The sequence below is a fragment of the Azoarcus indigens genome, assembly GCF_004361735.1.
GTDB lineage: Bacteria > Pseudomonadota > Gammaproteobacteria > Burkholderiales > Rhodocyclaceae > Azoarcus > Azoarcus indigens.
Genome location: NZ_SNVV01000002.1, coordinates 102,900 through 127,304, shown reverse-complemented (window position 1 = coordinate 127,304; position 24,405 = coordinate 102,900). Strand labels below are relative to the sequence as shown.

20 protein-coding genes are annotated in these 24,405 nt (G+C 70.4%); 12 read left to right on the top strand and 8 right to left on the bottom strand.

All coding sequences use genetic code 11. The annotated features are described in order from the left end of the window. The first annotated feature begins 4 nt into the window (after positions 1–4). Genes C7389_RS03445 through C7389_RS03435 form a run of 3 tightly spaced genes read left to right on the top strand, consistent with a single transcriptional unit; the run spans position 5 to position 3,613 of the window. Entirely contained in the window at positions 5–1,576 is a 1,572-nt protein-coding gene (locus C7389_RS03445; protein WP_133588401.1) for an ABC transporter ATP-binding protein, read from the top strand. Then, the gene (locus C7389_RS03440) at positions 1,569–2,639 is read left to right on the top strand and encodes an ABC transporter permease (protein ID WP_133588399.1); all 1,071 of its coding nucleotides are present in this window, start codon (positions 1,569–1,571) and stop codon (positions 2,637–2,639) included. The genes C7389_RS03445 and C7389_RS03440 overlap by 8 nt, the downstream gene beginning before the upstream one ends. Before the next feature lie 41 nt (positions 2,640–2,680). Further along, on the top strand, positions 2,681–3,613 hold the full coding sequence (locus tag C7389_RS03435; protein ID WP_133588397.1) for an ABC transporter permease: 933 nt from the start codon (positions 2,681–2,683) through the stop codon (positions 3,611–3,613). A gap of 104 nt (positions 3,614–3,717) precedes the next feature. Here C7389_RS03435 and C7389_RS03430 read toward each other — a convergent pair whose 3' ends face one another. From C7389_RS03430 to C7389_RS03415, 4 genes are all read right to left on the bottom strand, one after another. Then, positions 3,718–4,041 (bottom strand): DUF3325 domain-containing protein, encoded by a 324-nt coding sequence (locus C7389_RS03430; protein WP_133588395.1) that lies wholly within the window; start codon positions 4,039–4,041, stop codon positions 3,718–3,720. After that, positions 4,038–6,089 (bottom strand): PepSY-associated TM helix domain-containing protein, encoded by a 2,052-nt coding sequence (locus tag C7389_RS03425; RefSeq protein ID WP_133588393.1) that lies wholly within the window; start codon positions 6,087–6,089, stop codon positions 4,038–4,040. The genes C7389_RS03430 and C7389_RS03425 overlap by 4 nt, the downstream gene beginning before the upstream one ends. Continuing rightward, positions 6,086–6,400 (bottom strand): hypothetical protein, encoded by a 315-nt coding sequence (locus C7389_RS03420; protein ID WP_133588391.1) that lies wholly within the window; start codon positions 6,398–6,400, stop codon positions 6,086–6,088. Before C7389_RS03420 ends, C7389_RS03425 begins: the two co-directional genes overlap by 4 nt. A gap of 244 nt (positions 6,401–6,644) precedes the next feature. Beyond that, positions 6,645–7,208: a hypothetical protein gene (locus C7389_RS03415; RefSeq protein ID WP_133588389.1), complete on the bottom strand. Its 564-nt coding sequence runs from the start codon at positions 7,206–7,208 to the stop codon at positions 6,645–6,647. A 186-nt stretch (positions 7,209–7,394) separates the two neighbouring features. On the opposite strand from C7389_RS03415, the gene C7389_RS03410 reads away from it, so the two are divergent. Next, on the top strand, positions 7,395–9,038 hold the full coding sequence (locus C7389_RS03410; RefSeq protein ID WP_133588387.1) for a methyl-accepting chemotaxis protein: 1,644 nt from the start codon (positions 7,395–7,397) through the stop codon (positions 9,036–9,038). A 111-nt stretch (positions 9,039–9,149) separates the two neighbouring features. Further along, a complete protein-coding gene (gene guaD / locus C7389_RS03405; protein WP_211168166.1) occupies positions 9,150–10,460 on the top strand; it encodes a guanine deaminase in 1,311 nt (436 codons plus the stop codon). Between the two features lie 130 nt (positions 10,461–10,590). On the opposite strand, the gene C7389_RS03400 is transcribed toward guaD, so the two are convergent. From C7389_RS03400 to C7389_RS03390, 3 genes are read right to left on the bottom strand one after another with little or no spacing between them, the layout of a single operon-like run. After that, positions 10,591–11,448 (bottom strand): glycerophosphodiester phosphodiesterase, encoded by an 858-nt coding sequence (locus C7389_RS03400; RefSeq protein ID WP_162851651.1) that lies wholly within the window; start codon positions 11,446–11,448, stop codon positions 10,591–10,593. Positions 11,449–11,479: 31 nt separating this feature from the next. Further along, positions 11,480–13,234: a metallophosphoesterase family protein gene (locus C7389_RS03395; protein WP_133588381.1), complete on the bottom strand. Its 1,755-nt coding sequence runs from the start codon at positions 13,232–13,234 to the stop codon at positions 11,480–11,482. Between the two features lie 21 nt (positions 13,235–13,255). Beyond that, positions 13,256–14,947 (bottom strand): methyl-accepting chemotaxis protein, encoded by a 1,692-nt coding sequence (locus tag C7389_RS03390; protein WP_133588379.1) that lies wholly within the window; start codon positions 14,945–14,947, stop codon positions 13,256–13,258. A gap of 492 nt (positions 14,948–15,439) precedes the next feature. Here C7389_RS03390 and C7389_RS03385 point away from each other — a divergent pair, with 492 nt between their 5' ends. The 7 genes from C7389_RS03385 (at position 15,440) to C7389_RS03355 (ending at position 23,479) form a co-directional block, all read left to right on the top strand. Further along, positions 15,440–16,063, top strand: a complete 624-nt coding sequence (locus C7389_RS03385) for a glutathione S-transferase family protein (protein WP_133588377.1) — start codon at positions 15,440–15,442, stop codon at positions 16,061–16,063. Between the two features lie 198 nt (positions 16,064–16,261). After that, positions 16,262–16,612, top strand: a complete 351-nt coding sequence (locus C7389_RS24790) for a DUF2946 family protein (RefSeq protein ID WP_162851650.1) — start codon at positions 16,262–16,264, stop codon at positions 16,610–16,612. A 145-nt stretch (positions 16,613–16,757) separates the two neighbouring features. Beyond that, entirely contained in the window at positions 16,758–18,089 is a 1,332-nt protein-coding gene (locus tag C7389_RS03375; RefSeq protein ID WP_133588375.1) for a TolC family protein, read from the top strand. Continuing rightward, complete coding sequence (locus tag C7389_RS03370; protein WP_133588373.1) at positions 18,086–18,703, top strand: hypothetical protein; 618 nt, start codon at positions 18,086–18,088, stop codon at positions 18,701–18,703. The genes C7389_RS03375 and C7389_RS03370 overlap by 4 nt, the downstream gene beginning before the upstream one ends. Continuing rightward, on the top strand, positions 18,700–19,920 hold the full coding sequence (locus C7389_RS03365) for an efflux RND transporter periplasmic adaptor subunit (RefSeq protein WP_425455552.1): 1,221 nt from the start codon (positions 18,700–18,702) through the stop codon (positions 19,918–19,920). Before C7389_RS03370 ends, C7389_RS03365 begins: the two co-directional genes overlap by 4 nt. Before the next feature lie 13 nt (positions 19,921–19,933). Beyond that, positions 19,934–23,047 carry an efflux RND transporter permease subunit gene (locus C7389_RS03360; protein ID WP_133588371.1) on the top strand — a complete coding sequence of 1,038 codons (3,114 nt, stop codon included), beginning with the start codon at positions 19,934–19,936 and terminating at the stop codon, positions 23,045–23,047. A 51-nt stretch (positions 23,048–23,098) separates the two neighbouring features. After that, on the top strand, positions 23,099–23,479 hold the full coding sequence (locus tag C7389_RS03355; RefSeq protein ID WP_133588369.1) for a hypothetical protein: 381 nt from the start codon (positions 23,099–23,101) through the stop codon (positions 23,477–23,479). A gap of 161 nt (positions 23,480–23,640) precedes the next feature. On the opposite strand, the gene C7389_RS03350 is transcribed toward C7389_RS03355, so the two are convergent. Next, positions 23,641–24,378 carry an N-acetylmuramoyl-L-alanine amidase family protein gene (locus tag C7389_RS03350; protein WP_246034607.1) on the bottom strand — a complete coding sequence of 246 codons (738 nt, stop codon included), beginning with the start codon at positions 24,376–24,378 and terminating at the stop codon, positions 23,641–23,643. Between the last annotated feature and the right edge of the window lie 27 nt (positions 24,379–24,405).

Genomic DNA, 24,405 nt, shown 5'->3' with positions numbered 1-24,405 from the left:
ATCCATGACGACTAGCAGCCTGCCGCCCACCGCCCGGCTGGCCCTGCACGGCATCCGCAAGGTCTATCCTGGCGTGGTCGCCAACGACGGCATAGACCTCGCCGTCGCCCCCGGCGAAATTCATGCGGTGCTGGGCGAGAACGGCGCCGGCAAATCGACGCTGATGAAGATCATCTACGGCGTCACCCGCCCCAGCGCGGGCGAAATCCGCTGGGAAGGCCAAGCGGTGACGGTGCGCGACCCCGCCCATGCGCGCGAACTCGGCATCGGCATGGTGTTCCAGCACTTCTCCCTGTTCGAGACGCTGACGGTGGCGGAGAACGTCGCCCTCGCCCTGCCCGGCCGGCCGGAGCTGCGCGAGCTCTCCCGCCGCATCGAGGAAGTCTCCGCCCGCTACGGCCTGCCGGTGGACCCGCGGCGCACGGTGCATGCGCTGTCGGTGGGCGAGCGCCAGCGGGTGGAGATCGTGCGCTGCCTGCTGCAGCAGCCGCGCCTGCTGATCATGGATGAACCCACCTCGGTACTGACGCCGCAGGCGGTGGAGAAGCTGTTCGAGACCCTGCGCCGGCTCGCCGCCGAGGGCTGTTCCATCCTCTACATCAGCCACAAGCTGGACGAGATCCGCGCCCTCTGCCACAGCGCCACCGTGCTGCGCGGCGGCCGCGTCAGCGGCCACTGCCGGCCGGCGGAGGAAACCCCGGCCTCGATGGCGCGGATGATGATAGGCAAGGACCTGCCCCACTGCGAACACGGCCCCGCCCAGGGCGGCGGCGAGATACGCCTGCGCCTGGCCGGCCTCTCCCACGCCAGCGACGACCCCTACGGCGTGGACCTGCGCGACCTCCACCTGGAGGTGCGCGCCGGCGAAATCGTCGGCATCGCCGGCGTCTCCGGCAATGGCCAGCAGGAGTTGCTGCGCGCCATCTCCGGCGAGGAGCGGCTGGCGGAAAAGCATCCGGTGCAGATCTGCGGCGCCGAGGCCGGCCGCCTGTCCGCCGGCGCGCGCCGCCGGCTGGGCCTGTGCTTCGTGCCGGAGGAACGCCTGGGCCGCGGCGCGGTACCGGCGCTGCCGCTGGTGGACAACGGCCTGCTCACCGCCGCCCGCGGCCAGGGCCTGGTGCGCGCCGGCTTCCTCGCCCGCGGCAAGGCGCGCGCCTTCGCCGAGCGCTGCATCGCCACCTTCGACGTGCGCGGCGGCGGCGCGGACGCGGCGGCGCAGTCGCTGTCCGGCGGCAATCTGCAGAAATTCATCATGGGCCGGGAGATCCTGCAGGCGCCGAAGCTGCTGGTGGCGGCCCAGCCCACCTGGGGCGTGGACGTGGGCGCCGCCGCCTTCATCCGCCAGGCCATCATCGACCTGCGCAACCGCGGCTGCGCGGTGCTGGTGATTTCCGAGGAGCTGGACGAGTTGTTCGAGATCTGCGACCGCATCGCCGTCATCGCCCAGGGCCGGCTGTCGCCGCCGCGCGACATCGGCGAGGCCAGCATGGAAGAGATCGGGCTGTGGATGAGCGGGCTGTGGCCGGGCGCCGGAACCAGTGCGCCGAATACCGCCGGGGAGGCCGCCCATGCTTAGGCTGGAAGCCCGCCCGCAGGCCTCGCGCCTGATGACCTGGCTGTCGCCGCTGCTGGCGGCGGTGCTCACCCTGGCGGCCGGCGGCGTGCTCTTCGCCCTGCTCGGCAAGGATCCGGCGGAAGGGCTGCGGCTCTTCCTCATCGCCCCGCTGAAGGATCTCTACGGCCTCTCGGAGCTGCTGCTCAAGGCCACGCCGCTGATGCTGTGCGCCACCGGGCTGGCCATCGGCTTCCGCGCCAACATCTGGAACATCGGCGCCGAAGGCCAGTTCATGCTGGGCGCAGTCGGCGCCACCGGCATCGCCCTGTGGGCGGGGGAAAGCGAGAGCGCGCTGGTGCTGCCCGGCATGCTGCTGGGCGGCGCACTGGCCGGCGCGGCCTGGGCGGCCATCCCCGCCTGGCTCAAGACCCGCTTCAACGCCAACGAGATCCTGGTGTCGCTGATGCTGGTATATGTCGCCCAGCTGCTGGTCTCCTGGCTGGTGTTCGGGCCGTGGAAGGACCCGCAGGGCTTCAACTTCCCGCAGACGGTGATGTTCGCCGACGCCGCCCTGCTGCCGGTGCTGGTGGACGGCACCCGGCTGCACCTGGGCCTGCTGTTCGCGCTGGCAGCGCTGGTGGCCGCTTATGTGTTCATGTACCGCAGCCACGCCGGCTTCCGCATGCGGGTGGCGGGCGAAGCGCCGGACGCTGCCCGCTACGCCGGCTTCTCCGCCCGCCGCACGATCTGGACCGGCCTGCTGTGCGGCGGCGCCGCAGCCGGCCTTGCCGGCATGGCCGAGGTCGCCGGGCCGATGGGCCAGCTCACCGACAAGCTCAGCCTGGGCTATGGCTTCGCCGCCATCATCGTCGCCTTCGTCGGCCGCCTGCACCCGCTGGGCATCTTCCTCGCCAGCCTGCTGATGGCGCTGCTCTACATCGGCGGCGAGCAGGTGCAGCAGTACATGAACCTGCCCAACTCCATCGCCCTGGTGTTCCAGGGTCTGCTGCTGTTCTTCCTGCTGGGCGCCGACGTGTTCATCCGCTACCGGCTGCGCTTCGGCAGCGAAGCCGCGGGCGCCTGAACCTCCACCTCTCGCAACCACAGACTCCTACCGGGAACCGCATGGAAGGCAATCTCTTCACTGCCGTACTGTTCGCCACCGTGGTGGCCGGCACGCCGCTGATCCTGACCGCGCTGGGCTTGCTGGTGAACGAACGCGCCGGCGTCCTCAACCTCGGCGCCGAAGGCATGATGGCGGTGGGCGCGGTGGCCGCCTTCGCCACCGCCCATCACAGCGGCAGCCCCTGGCTGGGCGTGCTCGCCGGGCTGGTCGCCGGCGCGGCGATGGCGCTGGTGTTCGGCTTCCTCGCCATCACCCTGCAGGCCAACCAGGTGGCTTCCGGGCTTGCGCTGGCCATCTGCGGCGTCGGCCTCGCCGCCTTCGTCGGCAAGCCCTACGAATCGCTGGCGCTGCCGGCGGTGCCGCCGATCCGCCTGCCCTTCATCGCCGACATCCCGCTGCTGGGGGAGGCGCTCTACAACCAGCAGGCGCTGGTCTACGCCTCCTGGGCGCTGTTCTGGGCGGTGCTGTACTTCCTCTACCGCAGCCGCGCCGGGCTGGTGCTGCGGGCAGTGGGCGAGTCGCCGGCGGCAGCGCACGCCATCGGCCATCCGGTCGTACTGATCCGCTACCTGGCAGTGGCCTTCGGCGGCGCCATGGCCGGCGTCGGCGGCGCCTTCCTGTCGGTGTTCTACACGCCGATGTGGGTGGAAGGCATGGTCGCCGGCCGCGGCTGGATCGCGCTGGCGCTGGTGGTGTTCGCCACCTGGCGGCCGCTGCGGGTGATGCTGGGCGCCTACCTGTTCGGCGGCGTCATGGTGTCGCAGCTCTTCGTCCAGGGTGCCGGGCTGCAGATCGACTTCCCCTCCCAGTTCCTGTCCTCACTGCCCTATCTGGCGACCATCGTGGTGCTGGTGGCGATCTCGCGCAATCCGGCGACGATACGGTTGAATTCGCCGCTGTCGCTGGGCAAACCGTATCGGCCGGATGCCTGATTGCGTCGGCGTTGCCAGGAAAAAGCAAAGGGCCGCAAACGCGGCCCTTTTTCCATCCAGCAGTCAGCTCAGCAGCGGCAAGCTTCCCTGACGAGCCTTTTCCTTCACACGAGCAGCAGCAAGGCCACTGCCAGCGCCGCGCCGCCCAGGCCCAGCAGCGGCCGTGGGCGGTAGCTGAGCAGCAGGCCGACGATGAAGGCGGCGACCGTCATCAGGCCGAACCATACCGCGGTGCCGATGGAGGCGCCGTGGTAGTACACCGCCAGCGCCAGCGCCAGCGCCAGCAACGCCCAGCCCAGCGCGCTGAAGCCACGGCGCTTGGTTTCGTCCGGCGCATGGCCGACCACCTGTTTGGCGTGGCGCTCCATGCTCACGCACAGGGCGTTGAAACCGGCCAGCGCCATGGCGAATACGAGGAAGTCCATCATGCTTCCTCCGTCTTCAGGGCAACCGGCAGGCCGGCGGCCAGCTCATCCACCGCTTCCGCCTTCTTCGCCTTGGACGCGCCCGCCGGCCTGGACTTGGTGCCCGGTTTGGCGCGCGGCACATGCAGGCTGACCTTGCGCGCGGCAAACATCAGCAGCGCGCCCAGCACCAGCGCGCAGGCGTCGAAGCAGGCGACCTGCAGCTGGCCGGCGCCCAGGCTGTGGCCCAGGTGCACACCGCCGCTGGCGCCGTTCAGCACCGGCAGCAGCATGGCCAGCACACCGGCCAGGGTCAGCTGTTCCACCCAGGCGGCCTTGTACTTGCGGACGATGGCATGCAGCGCGGCCAGCGCCCAGACGGAGAAGAACACCCGGATCTCCCAAAGATTGCGCTCGGCCAGATCGGCCGGCAGCAGGCGATTGCCCCAGAAGTAGGCGGCGATCGCGATCAGCAGGCCGGACACCGCCGCCACGTTCAGCACCTCGACCAGGCGATGGCCGCGCGGCGTGCGGCCCAGCGCCTCCCTATCCTTCTGGCGGGCGATCACCCACATCGCCAGGCCGCTGGCGACCATCAGCGAACCGAGCACACCGGAGGCGAACAGCAGCCAGCGCGGCAGCGAGGAAGCGAAGCGGCCCATGTGCAGCGCCGTCATCAGGTTCCAGGCGGAGGACGCCGCCGAGCTTTCAGCCACCGGCGGGCGCTCCAGCACCTCGCCGGTGACGCCGTCGAACACCATGCGGCGGGCGGCGCCGCGGCTGCTCAAGCCTTCGGTGCGCGCCTGGCGGATTTCGATGGTGGCGCGGGCGTCGCCCGGGTTGGTGATGGTGATGGCGCCCACGCCCTGCATCGGCCATTCCCGCTCGGCTTCGGCCACCAGCGGCGCCAGCGGCGTCAGCGCGGCCTTCTCGCCGCTGGGCCTGGGCAGCGGCGCGTTGGCGTTACCGCGGCCGCGCATCTCCTGCGCCATCGCCCGGGTGTCGCCGTCGTAGGCGGTGAGCACCGCCGCGGGCATCAGCTGGAAGCCCAGCAGCAGCAGACCGGAGAAGGTGATGACAACGTGGAAGGGCAAGGCCAGCACGCCGGTGGCGTTGTGCGCATCCAGCCAGGAACGCTTGCCCTTGCCCGGCCGGAAGGTGAAGAAGTCCTTGAAGATGTTCCGGTGCACGATGACGCCGCTGATGATGGCGACAAACATGAACATGGTGGCGATGCCGACGATCCAGCGGCCGGTCAGCCGGTCCATGCCGTACAGCTCGAAGTGGAAACGGTAGAGGAAGTTGCCGCCGGCGGTCTGGCGCGGCTGCAGGATCTCGCCGGTGGCGGGGTCCATGATCAGGCGGTTCTGCGCCTGCTGGCCGCCTTGCTGGCGGGCCTCAGCCTGGGCCGGTTCAGCCTGGGGCGCGGCCATCGCCATTTCCCGGCCTTCGCCGCCGCGTTGCGGCCGTGCGCTGCCCGGGCCACGTTCGCCGCCAGTGTGGGCTTCCTGGCGAGGAGCGTTGTCAGCGCGCATGCCTTCACGCTGCATGCCCTCGCCCCGGCCGCCTTCTGCACGGCCGCCTGCTCCACGCCCCTCGCGCTGCATGCCTTCAGCACGGGCGCCTTCCGGCCGATCGCCGCGCCCTTCGCGCTGCATGTCCTGGGCCCGATGACCCTCGCCGCGGCCGGCTGGGCCGCCAGGCGGCTCCAGCCCGGAATCCGCATCGCCGCCCTCTTCGCCCCGGCGGCCGGCGCTGCGGCGTTCGCCCGCGGCCGGCGCTTCGCGCCAGCTCAGGTTCATCACCGGGCTGCGCGGCCCCTGCAGGTTGATGCTCCACTGCTGGGCGTCCGGCGCCTTGCGCTCCAGCACCGCGACCGCGCGTTCCAGGCCGTGGCCGTCGTCGCGGGCGCTGTGCAGCTCAGGCTGCATCCAGGTGGTGATCTCGTTGCGGAAGAAGGCCAGCGTGCCGGTGACGAACACCGCGAACAGCAGCCAGCCCAGCACCAGCCCGGCCCAGGTGTGGAGCCAGGACATCGACTGGCGGAAATGACGGGGTTTGTCGAACCTCATGCCGTAGCTCCCACCGGCAGCAGCCACAACCACAGGCCAAGCAATGCGGCCGGCATGGCGAGGCCGGCGGCGGCCCGGGTGAGGGTTGCCGCACCGAACACCCACAGGGCGGCAAGCATGTGCACCAGGAAGGCCAGCATGATGGCGGTCATCACCGCGTCCGGGCGCGGCAGCGGCAGGCCGACGGCCAGGGTGGCGGCGACCATCGAGGCGAGGCCGTAGCCGCCGAAGAGCGCCATGACCGAGCGCAGGCTGACGTTCAGCCATGGCCGGTGGTCGGCGAAAAAGACAAAGTGAGTGGAAGTACTCATGTTCTTGTTTGGTCCTGAATGAAGGCAAGCGCGGAACGCCGCGCTTTCCATTCCTGAAACGGGCCTCCGGCAGCCCTCTGCTCCTTGCGTCCGACCCGCCGGCGTGACAAGGAGCCGGCCGGTTGGGCGGATACTAAATGCGAATCATTGTCAGCTTGTATCCCATTGTAGGTGCGCTGTACAGCGTTTCTTTGCATCGCAGCAAATCCGTGCCGGTATTGGGCTTCAGCGCCATTTCCGCGTCTCAGAAGCGGAGCGGCGCGTTCAGCGCCGCCCGCCGTTCGTTGCCCCAGAGCAAGTGTTTCCAGCGGCAAAACGGCTGCGGTCGTAATAGGTCTTCATTCAGCGCCAGCCTGAGCGCTTGCCCGCCGGGGAGGCCTGTGTCCCAGTACAGGCCGAGATCCACCAGGCCGTAGCAAGGACTCCAGTCGATACGGCCAGCAGGAGGCGGCTGCGGCCGTCCGGCAGATGCAGCAGATCCTGTAGATGGGCGTTGCGGTCGCTGCGGACGCTGCCCTGCAGCCTGAAGGCCCCGCTGCAGCGCCTCCCGGTAGGCGCGCTCCAGGTCGCGCCGCGGCCATAGGTCCACCGCCCGGCCGCGGGCGATGGTGGCCAGGCAGGCGCGGGGCTCGCGCAGCCGGATGGCGCCGGCGCCGGTGCTGAGGACGCGCAGAAGGTCTCGTGGGTGAGGTCCGCCACCTGCTCCTGGCAATCCGGGCGGCTGCGCAGCCAGGAGAAGAGCCAGGCGGTGATGGCCGGTATAGAGCTGTGCAACCTGGCGGGGAATGGCGGGGTCGGAAACGGTCACGGTCTGTCCTGGACGCGGAACGACCGCTTTTTTAATAAGAATTATTCGTAATATCGAGTGCATCCCGTAAGCTTGGCAAACCTTTTCGCGCGCCGCTTCCCGCCTTTGCACCTAAGACTAAAGTCGCAGCCCGGCGCGCCGTTAGGCGTTGGTACAAATATTCCTGGAAGACTTTCAGAGAGGCCCATGTTCAGTTCAGTCAATTCCCGCCTCATCGCCCTCGGCTCCCTGGCCTGCGCCGGCCTGCTGCTGGTGGGCGCCTTCGCCTTGCTCCAGCTGGCGGCTTTCAACCAGCGGCTGGAGGGCAGCTTCGTCACCGTGCAGCAGGGTTCCACCGACATGCTCACCGCCACTTCCGCCCTGGAAGCTTTTCAGGGCCAGGTGCTGGAGTGGAAGAACCTGCTGCTGCGCGGTAATGACGCCCTGGCCTTCGGCCGCCACCTGAAAGGCTTCGCCGACCGCGAGGCGGAGGTACGCGACCGCCTTGGCGTGCTCATCGGCAACTTCTACAGCGCCGACCGCGACACCGCCCAGCTGGACACCCTGCTGCAGGAGCACGCCGCCCTGGGCGAGCGCTACCGCCTGGCGCTGAACGAGTTCATGGTGAACGAGCCGGAATCCGGCAAGGTGGTGGATGCGTCCACCAGCGGCTACGACAGCGCCTTCAACGACAGTCTGGAGAAGCTGGTGCAGAGGCTGCGCGACGAGCAAAGCAGCGAACTGCAGCGCAGCATCGCCGAATCCGCCGCCGAGTACACCAGCGTGCGCAACATCCTTGCGGCCTTCATCGGCGTCATCGTCATCATCGTGGCGGCGCTGGCGGTGCTGATCGTGCGCCGGGTGAGCGGCTCGGTGAACGAGCTGCAGCTGACCATAGGCCGGATCAGCCGCGACTGGGATCTGCGCACCCGGGTGCAGGTGCAGGGCAGCGACGAGATCGCCCGCACCGGCGAATCCCTCAACCGCATGCTGGCGGAATTCCAGCAGCTGGTGGCCAGCCTCAATACCCACGCCAACCGCATCGGCAGCGCCTCCGCCGAGGTCGGCAGCGCCATGGGGCGTATCAACCAGAGCGCTGGCGTGCTCAACAGCTCCACCGCCACCGTCGCCAGCTCCATCGAAGAACTTACCGTCAGCATCAACCATGTGCGCGAGAACGCCGAGCGCACCCAGGCCATCACCGAGGAATCGGCGCGGCTGGCGGAGGAAGGCGGCGGCGTGATCGAACGCACCTCCGCCGGCATGGTGGCCACCGCCGCCACCGTGCGCGAGGCGGCGACCAAGGTGGAGATGCTGGGCGAGCAGTCGGACCGCATCAGCGACATCGTCAAGGTCATCCGCGAGGTGGCGGACCAGACCAATCTGCTGGCGCTGAACGCCGCCATCGAGGCCGCCCGCGCCGGCGAACAGGGCCGGGGCTTCGCCGTCGTGGCCGACGAAGTGCGCAAGCTGGCCGAGCGCACCTCCGGCGCCACCCAGGAGATCGGCACCCAGATTGGCGAGATCCAGACCAGCGCCCGGGTGGCGGTGGCGGACATGCGCCGCATGGTCGCCGAGGTGAACCAGGACGCCGAGCTGGCGCAGGAAGCCGGCGGTGCCATCGTGCGCATCCGCGACGGTGCCGGCCAGGTGGCGGAGGTGAGCGCCGAGATTGCTACCGCGCTGCGCCAGCAGGCCGCTGCCAGCGACACCATTGCCAGCCAGGTGGAGACCATCGCCCGCTCCAGCGACGAGAGCGCCGAGGCGGTCGGCCGCACCGCCACCGCGGTGAGCGACCTGGAAGCGATGGCGCGGGAAATGAGCGCTGCGGTAGCCCGCTTCACCGTGTAGGCTGGGCGGGCTGGCGATGCGCTCCGGCCATCGGGACCGGCTGCCCGCGCGCTTGCGGGCCGATTGTCAGCAACCTATATTCCAGATTGTTAACAATCAGCCCTCGCCATCATGACCCAGCCCCTGCGCGCCGTTCGCGGTGAAGTCGTCCATTTCCTCGCGGACCCCGCCGATGCCGGCGCGGCAGCGCTGGCCCACTTCCCGGACGGCCTGCTCCTGGTCCGCGACGGCCGCGTCGAGGCCGCCGGCCCGGCGGCGGAACTGCTGCCGCAGCTGGCAGCCGGCACGCCGGTGGAAGACCTGCGCGGCAAGCTGATCCTGCCCGGCTTCGTCGATACCCATGTCCACTACGCCCAGACCGACATGATCGCCAGCTACGGCGAGCAGTTGCTCGCCTGGCTGGAGCGCTACACCTTTCCCACCGAAGCACGCTTCGCCGATCCGGCCTACGCGGGCGAGGTGGCCGCCTTCTTCTGCGACGAGCTGTTGCGCAACGGCACCACCACCGCAATGGCCTTCGCCACCGTGCATCCGGGGTCGGTGGACGCACTGTTCGGCGCCGCCCGGGCGCGGCGCATGCGCCTCATCGCCGGCAAGGTGCTGATGGACCGCAACTGCCCGGACTACCTGCGCGACACCGCCGAGCAGGGCTACCTCGACTCCACCGCGCTGATCCGCCGCTGGCACGGCGTGGATCGCCTGCGCTACGCCGTCACCCCGCGCTTCGCTCCCACCTCCACGCCGGAGCAGATGGCGCTGGCCGGCCGGCTGTACGCGGAGCATCCCGGCGTCTACCTGCAATCCCACGTCGCCGAGAACCAGGGCGAGGTGGCCTGGGTGGCCGAGCTCTACCCGGAGGCGCGCAGCTACCTGGATGTGTACGACCGCTACGGCCAGCTCGGCGAGCGCAGCGTCTATGCCCACTGCATCTGGCTGGACGACGACGACCGCGACCGCATGGCCGCCACCGGCGCCGCCGCCAGCTTCTGTCCCACCTCCAACCTCTTCCTCGGCTCCGGCCTGTTCGACCTTGACCGCGCCCACGCGCTGGGCATGCGCGTCGGCCTCGGCACCGACGTCGGCGGCGGCACCAGCTTTTCCATGCTCCAGACCCTGGGCGAGGCCTACAAGGTGCAGCAGCTGCGCGGCAGCAGCCTGTCGGCGGAGCGCGCCTTCTACCTCGCCACCCTCGGTGGCGCCCGCAGCCTTTACCTCGACGGCGAAATCGGCAACTTCCTGCCCGGCAAGGAGGCCGACTTCGTGGTGCTGGATCCGGCCGCCAGCCCGCTACTGGCCCGCCGCACGGCGCATGCCGACAGCCTCGCCGAGCGGCTCTTCGTGCTGATGACGCTGGGGGACGACCGCTGTGTTGCCGCCACCTGGGTGCTGGGCGAACCGGCCTGGCAGCGCGCGGCCTATTAACCCGGCAGTTGAATACACAACAGCCGTTCGGGCTGAGCCTGTCGAAGCCCGTTCCCCGCGACGCCCTTCGACAGTCTCTGGGCAAACGGTCTTTCTTATTTGATTGCCGGGTTAATAAGGAGGCGCCGCTTCAGCGCCCGGCGCGGAAGCGGTAGTTGCGCTCCAGGGCACGCATCTCGCCAGGGAAATCGGTGATCAGCACGATCTGCCGCTCCAGCAGAAAGCGCATCAGCGCCTGGGCTTCCTCCGCGGGCAGGGACTGCGGCGGACGTTCGCCGGCGGTCCACGCCACCGGCCTGGCACCACTGGCGCGGATCAACTCCACCGCGCCGGGCAGGCACAGCGAGGGCAGCGTGACGTTCACCGTATCCGGCCGCAGCGCGGCGCTCTCCCGCAGGCAGCGCTGCAATTCCTCCAGCCCCAGATCCCACGGCGCCGCCGGCCGCCCCAGCGGGCCTTCGAACAGCGCGCCTATCGGCAGCGCCGGCAGCAGCTCGCGCATCTCCGCCAGGGTGGCCAGATCGAAAGAGCTGTTGAGGAAGTTGTCGTAGTGCCAGCCAGCCTCCACCCGCCGGCTCACTTCGCGCGCCACATGCCGGGCGATGCCGCGGCCCTTGGTTTCGATGTTGACGACAAAGGCCGCGGCGCGCGCGCTGTCCGCCGCATCCCGCCGCCAGGCCTCGACCAGGTCCAGCACCTCCGCCAACGTGGGAATGCCCTGCTCGGTAAGCTCGCCAGCGGCGGATTTGAGCCGCACCGTGTGCAACTCGGCACGGGTGGCGGCGGAGATGGCGCCGCGGCCGTCGGACAGGCGCTCCAGCGTCTCGTCGTGGAAGACCACCAGCTGGCGGTCGCGGGTCAGGAACACGTCCAGCTCGATGCCATCCGCGCCCTGGGCGATGGCGGCGGCGAAGGCGCGCAGGGAATTCTCCGGCGGCGCCTCCAGCCCGCGGCAACCGCGGTGTCCCCAGATCTGCAAAGCCCTCACCTCGTTCTCCCCTGCCGCCTGCCCCCGCCGCTCAGCCGGGCGGCGCCTGGATGGATTCGTGCGGCCACACCCGGCGCGCTGCCGGCGCGTTCCAGTGGGCATCGAACCAGCCTTCGAAGACCTGGATGAAATGCCTGGCGATGTCCCCGTCCAGCTCGCTGCGTTTCTCCGGGTTGCGGATGAACTGGATGTAAGGCGAGGTCGTCCAGGCCTTGCCGTCATTGGAGCACAGGCCGACGAAAAGAATCCGGTCGTCCACCAGGAAACCGTGCATCAGCGGCGCCTCGGCATAGACGCGGCAGGCGAAGCCGAAGTTGTGCTCCTCGATGTATTGCGCCTTGCCGTCGCAGAACTCGCCGATCTCCGTCTCCCGCGCCCTGGCCATCTGCGGCGAGATCAGCGAGCCGGCATTGCGCAGCTGAGTGATGGCCTTGGCGCGGCCATCCACCATCAGCGTGCGCCACTCCAGGCGCTTGCCCCAGCGGCGCGACATGATGTCGTCGCGGATCAGCGCCCAGGTCATCTCCATGTCCAGCGCGATGTTCTTGATGCGGACCGGCGACTGCAGGTCGGACTTGGTGAGCAGTTCGGCGAGCAGGTTATGCACTTCGCGGAAGTTGGCCGGCCCCACCAGCCCGGCGTACTTGCGTCGCGTCGCGGCTGGGGCGGGCCGCACGCCCACCGGCGGCGGGGACCCGGCGCTGCCAGCGTTCTTCTCCGGCAGCCGCAGCGGCATGATGCGCGTCGCCTCGCCACCTTTGGGAATCTCGAAACGCTCGTGGTCCACCTTGATGTCCCAGTTGCGGCCGGCGCCGCGCAGGGCCTTGCGTGGCCACAGTTGCAGGCCGGCGCCGGCCTGATCGAAGCTGAGGCTACCCAGGGTGTAACCGCAGGTGCGCTGGCGGCTGTCGATCTTCGTCCACCCCTCCTGGCTGAACAGGGCAGTGCCCTGCAGGCGCCGCCGCTCGCTGCCACCGCCAACGGAAAGGGCGCTCAGATCGGCCTCGTGCATGTGGCCGAAGAGGTGCAGTGCGAAGGATTCCGGCGGGTAATGGATCTCGCCTTCGAGGTCGTTGCGCGCCTCCGGCCGCAGCCAGCTGGCGGGGTGATGGGTCATCAGCAGGCAGGCGTCGTGCCCTTGCACCCACTCGGGGCCATTGCCGCCGCAAGCAGCGTGGAACTGCCGCAGATTGAGCGCCAGTGATCCTTCATCCATGTCGCCCTTGAGCTGGAGGAAGGCGGTGTTGAGGCCGAGGATGCCGATCTTCAGCTCGCCCTTCTGGAAGGTGACGGCGAAATCACCCGGCAGCATGGCCTCGGCCGTCCCTTCCGGGAGGCGGGGAAGCTGCAGCCCTTCCCACCATTCGCGGTAATTGGCGAAGGCGTCCTCGATCAGGTGGCGGTACGGGCTTTGCGGATCACTCCAGAACTCCGGCCCGACCATGGGGTCGGCCCACAGCCGGGTCAAGGTAAGCAACACCGGGTCTTTCTCGGGAGGGCGCACCAGATCGTGGTTGCCGGGCACCGCCACCAGGCAGGGCCGCTGGCCCAGCTTGCCGAAGTGCTCCCAGAGGCGTGCGAGGAACAAGCCGACCTGGGCGAACTCTTCCTTCCTGCCCTGCTGCGTCAGGTCGCCAGTGAAGCAGACCAGGTCCAGCCCGCCGGCTTCCTTGATGAGGAAGCTGAGATCGTCCCGCAGCGTGCGCTCCACCCGCGGCCACAGCTCGCGCATGCCGGCCACGCCGAGGTGGAGGTCGGTGAGGTGCAGGAAATTGAGCCGCTCCATCTTCCCGCCCTCCCAGCCGGATCAGATCTGCACCCGCGAAATCGCCTCGTTCAATGCCGAAGACACGCCGGCCAGGGCCCTGGAAGAGTCCGCCATGCTGGCGACCGCCTCGGCACTTTCCTCGGCCATCTGCGCAATGTTCTCGATGTTCTGCGAGATGGAAGTGGCGGCGGCGGATTGCTCGTTGGTCGCGTTGGCGATGTCGCCCACCAGCAGCAGGCAGCGCTCGGTGGCATCGCGGATGGAGCCGAGCGCGCCGCGTGCCGATTCGGCCAGGGCGACGCCGCTCTTCACCTGGTCGTCGCCGCGGCGCACGCCATCGACCGCGCGCCGGGTCTCCTCGCGCAGCGCGTCGAGGATGCCGGAGATTTCCGAGGTGGCCTGGGAGGTGCGCTCGGCGAGCTTGCGCACCTCGTCCGCCACCACCGCGAAACCCCGACCCTGTTCGCCGGCGCGGGCGGCCTCGATGGCCGCGTTCAGGGCCAGCAGATTGGTCTGCTCGGCAATCTCGCGGATGACGGTGGCGATGCGGCCGATGTCCTCCGACGAGCGGGACAGCTTCTCCATCGTTGTCGCGGTGGCCGCGGTGGTTTCCGCCAGCCGGGATATCTCCTGCGCCGCGCGGCCAGCGGTGCCCTCGCCTTCGTCCGCCCGCGAACTGGACTCCCTGGCCGCCTCGGCGGCAGTGCGCGCATGCTCCGCCACCTCGTTGATCGCCACGGTGACCTGCTCCACCGCCGCGGTGGTGGAAAACGCCGCCTCGCTGGAGGCGGTTGCGCCATGTGCCACCTGTTCGCTGGTGTGGGCCAGGGAGTCGGATTGCCGGCAGACCTCGCCGGCGGCGCCGCGGATCTTGATCATGATGGCCTGCACATTGGCCATCATGGCGTTGAAGGCATCGACGACGCGGCCGAGTTCGTCGCGCCGGTCCACGTCCACCACCCGCCGCAGGTCGCCATCGCGCTGGGTCGCGGCCACCGCGTCTTCGAAGCGCTTGAGGTCCTTCACCAGCCGTTGCACCACGCCGAACTGGAGGTAGGCCATCACCGCCAGCACCAGTACCAGCAAGCAGGCCAGCCAGGTGGCGACAGCGGCGATGCGGTTCGCCTCGGCCTCGCCAGCGGCACTGCCCAGCGCATCCCGAGCTTCGTCCAGCCCCAGCATGGCCACCGTACCGGCCATCAGCAACAGCACGAGGATGGTCAACATGCCCGCGAGAAAACGCGCGCCCAGCGACATCTTGCCCAGGCTGCCCAGTATGCTGCCGCTGACTACCCTGCCGTTCTCCACCCTCTGGCCACGGCCGCCGGCGCGCAGCTTGCGATAGGCCGCATCCACCTTCTTGACCACTGCGGGGTCGGCCCGCCGGCGTACCGATTCGTAACCCACGACCTGGCCGTTCTCGCGCACCGGCGAGGCAAAGGCGCGCACCCAGTAATAACCGCCATCCTTGCGCCGGTTCTTGACGTAGCCGTTCCACGGCTGCCCGGCCTTCAGACTGCGCCAGAGGTCGGCAAAGGCCTCGCTGGGCATGTCCGGATGGCGCACCATGCTGTGCGGCTGGCCGATCAACTCCTCGCGGGAGAATCCCGACAGTTCGACGAAGAGATCATTGGCCTCGAGGATCTGGCCCTGGGTATCGGTGCGGCTATATATGAAACGCCCGTCCGGCACCGGCGTTTCGACGTTCGTCACTGGCTGGTTGTTGCGCATGGCTCCCCCTGTATGGTGCCGCCTGCCTGCCCTGTCTTGTTTTCTGGGCAATGCCATAGTGAATCTAGATCATGCGTTGTGGCACTCCAAGGACATGGGCCTCAGCCCGGCCCTACCCGATATGGGTTAAGCGGACCGGCAGCGCAGGCATGCTCCATGCCCCGTGTCCGGCCCATTAACGACCATCTCTGCGCCGGACTTGAGAGCAGCCGATCGACGTCAGCGGGCAGGGTAACGCCAGGCCCCGGCCGGTAACCTCGCCGCCGCCCCCGCGCCGTCTCCAGACCGCCTCTAGACCGCCTCCTCGCAGCCCCCGGGGCCACCGCCCGCTGGCCCCGCGCCGTCGCATGTCGCACATCGCCGCCACCCGGAGGCGACAACACCCGTCGCCTTCTCCCGGCCGACGCGGCGGCAATGGCACGGCGGTGCCCGGCACGGTGTTTGCGCCGGCCATGCCCACCCCATCCACCCCGATTCCGAGGACCACGCCCCATGCCGCTGCAATTCCACATGACGCCCGGCTCCTGCTCCACCGGCATACACATCCTGCTCGAAGAGCTGGAGATGCTGTTCGAGGTCTACATCGTCAATCTGCTCGCCGGCGACCAGGACAAGCCGGCCTATCGCGCCCTCAACCCCAAGGGCACCATCCCCACGCTGGTGCGCGAAGACGGCCGCGCCCTCACCGACTTCCAGGCCATCGCCTGGTGGCTGGCGCGGCAGAAGCCGAAGAAGGGCCTGCTGCCGGAAGATGCGGACGGCGAGGCACGGGTGCTGGAAATCATGGATTACGCCGTCGGCACCCTGCACGGCCAGGGCTTCGCCCGCATCTTCACCACCGAGAAGTTCGCCGCCTCGGCCGCCGAGCACGAAGCGGTGAAGGCGCGCGGGCGGGAGATCGTGATCCAGGGCTTCGACATCGTGGAAGAGTTGCTCGCCGGGCAGGATTACGCCGCCGGCCGCTTCTCCATCGCGGATGCGGCACTGTTCTACGTCGAGTTCTGGGCCAGCCGCAGCGACATTCCCCTGCCGCCCAACTGCGAAGCCCACTACCGCCGCATGCTGACGCGGCCGGCGGTGCGGCAGGTGCTGGCGGAGGAAGGCTACCGGGTCTGAGGCTCACGGCTGGCGCCAGCGGGGAGGAACAACGCGGCACGCACTCCCGGCGCACACCCGCAGGCGGATGAGGATGAGCGCAGCCCCTACGGACACCGGCCAGCGCCGCCCGCCGGAGCCCCCCCGCCCTCTCGCCGAACCGGAGGCCCGGCCGCTTCGCGGCGCGTGCCGGCGCGTTCTCGCATAGAATGCCGCTCCATGCGCATCTGGCTGCTCGTCCTCGCCCTCGTCTTTCCGCTGCAATGGTCCACCACGGCCGTCGCGGCGTACTGCATGCATGAGCGCGACGCCGCCGCGGCCCAGCACTTCGGCCACCACGACCACAAGGCGCAGGCCGGCCACAGCGACGACGGCGATCCCGACGGCGACGGCCAAGTCTTCGATGGCGACTGCCCCAGCTGCCACGCCGGTTGCCTGCATGCCCTCTTCCCCGCGCTGAACCTCGCCGCCCCCATAGAGCCCGGCGTCCTGCCGCCGCCCTACCTCGTCACCGCCATCGAAGGCGAGCCCGACAGCCTGTTGCGGCCGCCGCTGGCCCGCGCCGCCTGACCGGCTGGCGCACGGCGACACCAGACTCACCCCGCCGCTGACATAGCGGCACACGCTCCCAACCCGCCCCGATCCGCCCGCCGGTTCCCTTGCCGTGGCGACGCCCCGCGTCCGCCTTGCGTTCCATTCCGCAACGAGGAAACCGATGTCTCACACCTCATTCCGCCCACCGCTGGCGGAACACCAACCGGCCCCCACCAGCCGTCTGGGGGCCATGCTGGCCGCGCTGCTGGCCTGCGGCCTGCTCGCCGCCCCGCCGGCCAACGCGCAGATCCGCACGGGCGCGGCCACCCTGCGCCAGGCCTATGAAGCCGCCTGGCAACGCCAGCCCGAAGCCCGCGCCGCCCAGGCCCGCGCCGACGCGGTGCGGGCCCGCGCCGAGCAAGCCGACGGCTGGCTGGCGGATGCGCCCGCCATCGAAATCTCCGGCCGCAGCGACCGCTACAACCGCGATGCCGGCACCCGTGAATACGAACTGGGCCTCGCCCTGCCGCTGTGGCGGCCGGGCGAGCGCAGCCGCGCCCAGGCCCTGGCCGCCGCCGAGGCCGACAGCCTTGCCGGCACGCTGACGCAAAGCCAGCTGCAGCTCGCCGCCAGCGTGCGCGAAGCCTGGTGGGCCCTGCAGCGCGCCCGGCTGGACCGCGAGCTGGCGGATGCCCGCATCGCCCACGCCGAAAGCCTGGCGGCGGACGTTGCCCGCCGGGTGCAGGCCGGCGAACTCGCCCGCGCCGACGGCCACCAGGCCGCCAGCGCGCTGGCCGCCGCCCGCAGCGAACAGGCCGCCGCCGTGCTGGCCGAGGCCGAAGCCGCCCAGCTGCTGCAGGCCCTCACCGGCCTGCCACCGGCCGCCAGCCAGGAAGCCCGGCCCGAAGCCCTGCCGCCCGCCGGCACGCCGGTACCGGAAAGCGCCACCAGCGAAGACGGCGCCACGCCGCAGGCCGACACCGCCCACCCGCTGCTGAACGCCCTCTCGACCGAAGCCGAACGCGCCCGCCGGCAGCAGGCGCTGGCCGCCAGCCAGGGCAGCGGCCCGCCGGAACTCACGCTGTCCACCACCCATGAGCGCGACGCCTATGGCGAACGCTATGCCGACAGCCTCACCCTGGCGCTGCGCATTCCCTTCGGCGCCGGTGGCGCCAGCCGGGCACGCGTGGCCGAAGCCAGCGCCGAACGCATCGCCGCCGAAACCCGGTTGGAGGCAGAGCGCCAGCGCCTGCGCGCCGACATCGCCCTGGCCCGCGCCCGGGTGGATGCGCAGGCGCGCCGGCTGGATGCCGCTGCCGAACGCGACCACCTCGCCGCCGAAACCCGCAGCTTCTACGACACGGCCTTCCGCCTGGGCGAAACCGACCTGCCCACCCGGCTGCGCATCGAACTGGACGCGGTGGAGGCGGAACGCGCCCACGCCCGCGCCCGCATCGACGCCGCCGAAGCGGTTTCCCGCCTGCGCCAGGCCCTGGGCCTGCTCCCCGAATGAACGAGATCGCCATCATGCAGACCATCTTTTCCCGTCTCAGCCCCTTTGCACGCCTCCCGGCGCTGGCCGTCAGCCTGAGCGCCGCCGCCGCCCTCCTGCTGCTGCCTGCGCCGCCGGCCCAGGCCGACGACGGCCATAGCCATGACGCGCCCCCGGCTGCCGCCAGCGGCCCGGCGCTGCCGCGCTTCAGCGCCGAATCCGAGCTCTTCGAACTGGTCGGCGTGGTGAACGGCCGCCGCCTCACCGTGTGGTTGGACCATGCCGCCGACACCCGGCCGGTGGACGCCGCCGAGGTGGAACTGGACTTCGGCGGCACCCTGCTCAAGCTGGACCGCCACGCTGCCGGCGAATACGGGGCCGAGCTGCCGGCCGCGCCGGCGCCGGGCGAGATCGCCATCACCGCCACCGTCACTGCCGGCGAGGCCAACGATGCGGAGATCGACCTGCTCGCCACCACGCTGGACATCCACGAGGACGCCCACGGGGCAGCCGCCAGCGGCGGCCGGGCCATTCCGACGCCGCTGATCGCCGCCGCCGCGCTGCTGCTGGCGGCGCTCGCCTGGTTCGCCGGCCGCGCCAGCGGCAAGGCCGTGCGCAAGGGAGATGCGGCATGAAGACCACCTTCGACACCCGCCTCAGCCTGCCGCACGCCGCCACCGCCGCGGATGCATCCAACACGAACGCCCCTGCCCGCCCCCACGCCATGACCCGCCGACTCGCCCTGCTGCTCGCCCTCCCCCTCGCGCTGCAGCTCTCCACCCCGGCGATCGCCGGCCCCGGCCATGACCACGCCGACGAAGCGCCCGCCGCCGGCGACGGCCCGCGCCGGCTGGCGGACGGCAGCGTGTTCCTGCCCAAGCCCACCCAGCGGATGATGGGCCTGCGCACTATCGTCGCGGCCGAAGCCGATCTGCCGCAGGCGGTGGAACTGGCGGCCACGGTGATGCTGGACCCGAACGCCGGCGGCCGGGTGCAGCCCACCCAGGGCGGCCGGCTGGAGGCCGGGCCGCGCGGCCTGCCCGGCGTCGGCCAGGCGGTGGCCAAGGGCGAGGTGCTGGCCCATGTGGTGGCCAGCGCCGCCGCGCTGGAACGCGCCGGCCAGCAGGCCCAGCTCGCCGAAGCCCGCAGCGCGCTGGCGCTGGCGGAAAAGCGCCTCGCCCGCTTGCAGGAACTGGCGGACACGGTGCCGCGCCGCGACCTCGAAACCGCCGCCAGCGAGCGTGACGGCCTCGCCGCCCGCGCCAGCTCCCTGGCCGCCGGCCTCAGCGCGCGCGAAACCCTGGTCGCCCCGGTGGCCGGCGTCATCGCCAGCGCCGCCGCGGTCTCCGGCCAGGTGGTCGCCGCCGGCGAGACGCTGTTCGAAATCGTCGATCCCGCCCGCATGCAGGTGGAAGCGCTGGCCTTCGACGCCGCGCTGGCCGCCGACATCGGCAGCGCCACGCTGGTGCCGCCGCGCGCCGCCGCGCCGGGCGGCAATGCCGCCCTGCCGCTGAACTTCATCGGCGCCGGCCGCATCCTGCGCGAGCAGGCGCTGCCGCTGGTGTTCCGCGCCGAGGGCAGCGGTTTGGCGGCCTATGCGATCGGCCAGCCGGTGAAGGTGGTGGTGCAGACGCGCAGCACCCGCCGCGGCGTGGCGGTGCCCAGCACCGCGCTGAGCCGCAATGCCGCCAACCAGACCATGGTGTGGGTCAAGCAGGCGCCGGAGCGCTTCGAGCCGCGGGTGGTGGCGGTGGCGCCGCTGGACGGGGCGCGCAGCGCGGTGCTCTCCGGCCTCGCCGCCGGCGAGCGGGTGGTGAGCGAAGGCGCCGCCCTCGTCGGCCAGGTCCGCTGAAGGAGGCGCCGCAATGTTCAAGTGGCTACTCCAGGCCAGCCTGGGCAACCGCATGCTGGTGCTCGCCGCCAGCGCGGTGCTCATGCTCTACGGCGCGCTGCAGCTGGCGCGCACCCCGGTGGACGTGTTCCCCGATCTCGACAAACCCACTGTCACCATCATGACCGAGGCCGGCGGCATGGCGCCGGAAGAGGTCGAACAACTGCTCACCTTCCCGCTGGAAACGGCGATGAACGGGCTGCCCGGCGTGGAATCGGTGCGTTCGGTGTCCAGCGCCGGCTTGTCCTTCGTCTATGTGTCCTTCAGCTGGGATACCGAGATCTACCGCGCCCGCCAGCTGGTGGGCGAGCGGCTGGCCTCGCTGGAAGCGGACTTCCCCACCGGCATCGTGCCGCGCATGGGGCCGGTCAGCTCCATCATGGGCGAGATCATGCTGGTGGCGATCCCGATAGACCCGGACAAGATCCAGCCGATGGCGGTGCGCGAATACGCCGACTGGTCGCTGCGGCCGCGGCTGATGGCGATACCCGGCGTCGCCCAGGTGATTCCCATCGGCGGCGAGGTACGCCAGTTCCAGGTCGAGCCGGACCCCCAGCGCATGGTGGCGCTGGGCATCACCCTGGACCAGGTGGAGGCGGCGCTGCTCGGCTACGCGGCCAACACCAGCGGCGGCTTCAAGGAGCTGAACGGGCGTGAATACCTGATCCGCCACCTGGGCCGCAGCGAGCGCCTCGAAGACCTGCAGAACCTGGCGCTGACGGCGCGCGACGGCCGCGCCATCCGCCTGCGCCAGGTCGCCGAGGTGGGCTTCGCGCCGGCGATACGCCGCGGCGACGCCGGCTTCGGCGGCCGGCCTGCGGTCATCCTCGGTGTGCAGAAGCAGCCGGGCGCGGACACCGTCGCCCTCACCCGCAACATCGAGGCGGCGCTGGCCGACATGCGCGGCGCGCTGCCGGCCGGCATGGAGGCGCCGCGCGTCACCTTCCGCCAGGCAGACTTCATCGAGTCCTCCATCGGCAACCTGCAGGGCAAGCTGGTGGCGGCCTCGGTGCTGGTGGCGGTGGTGCTCTTCCTCTTCCTCGGCAACTTCCGCAGCACGCTGATCTCGCTCACCGCGATTCCGCTGTCCATCCTGGTGACGGTGCTGGTGTTCCGCTACTTCGGCCTGTCCATCAACACCATGACGCTGGGCGGCATCGCCATCGCCATCGGCGAGCTGGTGGACGACGCGGTGGTGGGGGTGGAGAACGTGCTGCGCCGGCTGAAGGAGAACCAGCGCCACAGCCCGCGCCTGCATCCGCTGGAGCTGGTGGCGCGGGCCACGCTGGAGGTGCGCTCGGCCATCGTCTACGCCACGCTGATCATCGTGCTGGTGTTCGTGCCGCTGTTTGCGCTGCCGGGCATGGAGGGCAAGCTCTTCGTGCCGCTGGGCATCGCCTACATCGTCTCCATCCTCGCCTCCATGCTGGTGTCGGTGACGCTGACGCCGGTGCTGGCCTTCTACCTGCTGCCGCGGATGAAGAACCTGGACCACGGCGATCCGCGCCTGGTGCGCTGGCTGAAGACGCACTACGCCAGCGGCCTGCAGAAGGTGCTGCAGGCGCCCAAGGCGGCGGTCGGCCTGGGCGCGGCGGCGGCGCTGGCGGCGGCGCTCACCGTGCCCTTCTTTCCGACCACCTTCCTGCCGCCCTTCAACGAGGGCTCGCTGCTGATCGGCCTGCGGCTCAACCCCGGCGTCACCCTGTCGGAATCCATACGCGTCGCCGCCGAGGCGGAGCGGCTGGTGGCGGGCGTGCCGGAGGTGGTGCACGTCGGCCGCCGCAGCGGCCGGGCGGAGCTGGACGAGCATGCGGAAGGGGTGCATGTGTCCGAGCTGGACGTGAAGCTGGTGCCGCAGGCCGAACTGACGCGGCCGCTGGACGAGGTCTATGCCGACCTGCGCCGCCGGCTGGCGGTGCTGCCGGTGTCGGCCAGCCTGGGCCAGCCCATCTCCCACCGCATCGACCACATGCTGTCAGGCGTGCGGGCGCAGATCGCCATCAAGCTGTTCGGCGAGGACCTGGACACCCTGCGCACCCAGGCGGAGGCGCTGCGCGCGCGGCTGGCCACCCTTCCCGGCATGGCCGACCTGGAGGTGGAGAAGCAGGTGCTGGCGCCGCAGATCAAGGTGGTGGTGGATCACGCCGCGGTGGCGCAGTACGGCCTTTCCTCGGCGCAGCTGCTGGCCAGCCTGCAGACCCTGGTGGGCGGCGAGACGGTGACGCAGGTGATAGAGGGCAACCGCCGCTTCAACCTGGTGCTGCGCCTGCCCGAGGACACCCGCACGCTGCAGGGCCTGGCGCAACTGCCGATCGAGACGCCGCTGGGCCGGGTACCGCTGGAGATGCTGGCGCGCATCGACGATGCCGACGGCCCCAACCAGATCGTGCGCGACGATGGCCGCCGCCGCATCGTGCTGTCGGCCAATGCCCAGGGCCGGCCGCTGTCCGAGGTGGTGGAGGACATCCGCGCCGCGGTGGCCGCGCAGCCGCTGCCGGAGGGCTACTTCGTCACCCTGGGCGGGCAGTTCCAGGCGCAGGAGGAAGCGGCCGGGCTGATCGCGCTGCTGTCGCTGGTGTCGGCGGCCATGGTCTTCCTGGTGCTGTACAGCCGCTACCGCTCGGCCACGCTGGCGGCGCTCATCATGGCCAACGTGCCGCTGGCGCTGGTGGGCAGCGTGATCGGCCTGTGGTTGTCGGGCCAGCCGCTCTCCGTGGCGGCGCTGATCGGCTTCATCACCCTGGCCGGCATCTCGGCGCGCAACGGCATCCTGAAGATCAGCCACTACATCAACCTGATGCGCTTCGAGGGCGAGCGCTTCGATCATGCGATGATCGTGCGCGGCTCGCTGGAGCGGCTGACGCCGGTGCTGATGACCGCGCTGGTGGCCGCCTTCGCGCTGGCGCCGCTGCTGTTCGAGGCGGAGCAGCCGGGCACCGAGATCCTGCATCCGGTGGCGGTGGTGATCTTCTCCGGTCTGGTCAGCTCCACCCTGCTGGATACCTTCCTCACGCCGGCCATGTTCTGGCTGTTCGGCCGCAAGAGCGCCGAGCGCCTGCTGGACGATGCCGACAACAATGCCTTCTGAAGCAGCCCCCTCCCTCCGCATTCCACCCAAGCTGAACGCAAAGGAGTTCCCATGAAGAAAGGACTGATCGCCGCCCTGCTCGCCTGCGCCGCGCTGCTGCCGGCCGGCGTCCATGCCCACGGCGACGAGCATGCGCACGAACCGCAGCACGGCGGCCAGGTGACGGAAGCCGCCGACCTGGACTTCGAGCTGGTCGCCCGGCCGGACGTGATCTCGCTCTACATCCGCGATCACGGCCAGCCGGCCAGGCTCGCCGGCGTCAGCGGCAAGCTCACCATGCTGGCCGGCGGCAACCGCAACGAGGTCTCGCTGGCGACCCTGGAAGACCGCCTGGAAGCCCGCGGCGCCTTCGACCTCGCCGGCGCCCGCGTGGTCGCCACGGTGAAGATGAGCGACGGCAAGACGGCCAACGCGCGCTTCAAGCTGCCCTGATGCCGGCCTGAGGCACCAGCGCCAGCACTTCGGCACTGGACGCTCGCCCGCCGGAAAAAGAGACGCCGGTCCGGGAGGACGCCTTCCCGTGCCGGCGTGCTTTCGTCCGCGCGCTTGCCGATACCCGCGGCCAGGCGCAGCGCCCGACCGCGGGCGCCGGATCAGTCTCCCCCCGTTGCCGGCGGCAGCACATCCGGTCTGTCCGCGCCCGCCTCGTCGTCCGCCGGCACGCCGCTCTGCAGGCAGGCGGCGATGGCGGTCGCCATGCCGTCGGCCATCTTCGCCTGGTAGGCAGGGTCGGCCAGCAGCAGCTCCTCGTCCCGATTCTTGATCACCCCGGCCTCGAACAGCAGCGCCGGCATGCGCGCATGGCGCAGCACCGCCAGGCCATCGTAGTAATGCACCGCCAGTTCGCGGTCGGCATAAGCGCGCAGCAGGCCGTTCTTGTGCGTGGGCACGAAGCCCATGCGCTGCAAGCGGGCGCCGATGGCACGGGCGCAGAGGATGCTGCGGGCGGTATCCGGGTTGTCGCGCGACACGAACAGGGAGTGGCCGGCGTAGTCGTCGTTGTAGTCCAGCTGCCGGCCCTGCCACTCCCAGGCCTTGAGCAGCTGGGCGCTGACCGAATCATGGTGGATGGACACCAGCAGCTCCGCCCCTTCCGCCGCCGCCGGCCGCGCCTGCAGCGACTCGATGCGGCCATCGCCGTTGACGATGCGCACCCGCAGGCCACGCTTGCGCAGCGCCACCGCCAGCGCCTTGCCCAGATCCCGGTTGAAGTGGAACTCGCCGCGCCCACGGGCGCTGGTGGCGCCGTGGGCGGCCAGGGTGTGGCCGAAGTCGATTGCCACCAGCGGAGAGGCGGCCTGCAGTGGGAGGGGCAGGCAAATCAAGGTCAAGAGAGGGATCAAGGGCCTGCAGAAGCC

Coding starts and splice junctions, on each gene's coding strand:
- C7389_RS03445 (WP_133588401.1), top strand. CDS start 5: ATGACGACTAGCAGCCTGCCGCCCACCGCCCGGCTGGCCCTGCACGGC.
- C7389_RS03440 (WP_133588399.1), top strand. CDS start 1,569: ATGCTTAGGCTGGAAGCCCGCCCGCAGGCCTCGCGCCTGATGACCTGG.
- C7389_RS03435 (WP_133588397.1), top strand. CDS start 2,681: ATGGAAGGCAATCTCTTCACTGCCGTACTGTTCGCCACCGTGGTGGCC.
- C7389_RS03430 (WP_133588395.1), bottom strand. CDS start 4,041: ATGATGGACTTCCTCGTATTCGCCATGGCGCTGGCCGGTTTCAACGCC.
- C7389_RS03425 (WP_133588393.1), bottom strand. CDS start 6,089: ATGAGGTTCGACAAACCCCGTCATTTCCGCCAGTCGATGTCCTGGCTC.
- C7389_RS03420 (WP_133588391.1), bottom strand. CDS start 6,400: ATGAGTACTTCCACTCACTTTGTCTTTTTCGCCGACCACCGGCCATGG.
- C7389_RS03410 (WP_133588387.1), top strand. CDS start 7,395: ATGTTCAGTTCAGTCAATTCCCGCCTCATCGCCCTCGGCTCCCTGGCC.
- guaD (WP_211168166.1), top strand. CDS start 9,150: ATGACCCAGCCCCTGCGCGCCGTTCGCGGTGAAGTCGTCCATTTCCTC.
- C7389_RS03395 (WP_133588381.1), bottom strand. CDS start 13,234: ATGGAGCGGCTCAATTTCCTGCACCTCACCGACCTCCACCTCGGCGTG.
- C7389_RS03390 (WP_133588379.1), bottom strand. CDS start 14,947: ATGCGCAACAACCAGCCAGTGACGAACGTCGAAACGCCGGTGCCGGAC.
- C7389_RS03385 (WP_133588377.1), top strand. CDS start 15,440: ATGCCGCTGCAATTCCACATGACGCCCGGCTCCTGCTCCACCGGCATA.
- C7389_RS24790 (WP_162851650.1), top strand. CDS start 16,262: ATGCGCATCTGGCTGCTCGTCCTCGCCCTCGTCTTTCCGCTGCAATGG.
- C7389_RS03375 (WP_133588375.1), top strand. CDS start 16,758: ATGTCTCACACCTCATTCCGCCCACCGCTGGCGGAACACCAACCGGCC.
- C7389_RS03370 (WP_133588373.1), top strand. CDS start 18,086: ATGAACGAGATCGCCATCATGCAGACCATCTTTTCCCGTCTCAGCCCC.
- C7389_RS03365 (WP_425455552.1), top strand. CDS start 18,700: ATGAAGACCACCTTCGACACCCGCCTCAGCCTGCCGCACGCCGCCACC.
- C7389_RS03360 (WP_133588371.1), top strand. CDS start 19,934: ATGTTCAAGTGGCTACTCCAGGCCAGCCTGGGCAACCGCATGCTGGTG.
- C7389_RS03355 (WP_133588369.1), top strand. CDS start 23,099: ATGAAGAAAGGACTGATCGCCGCCCTGCTCGCCTGCGCCGCGCTGCTG.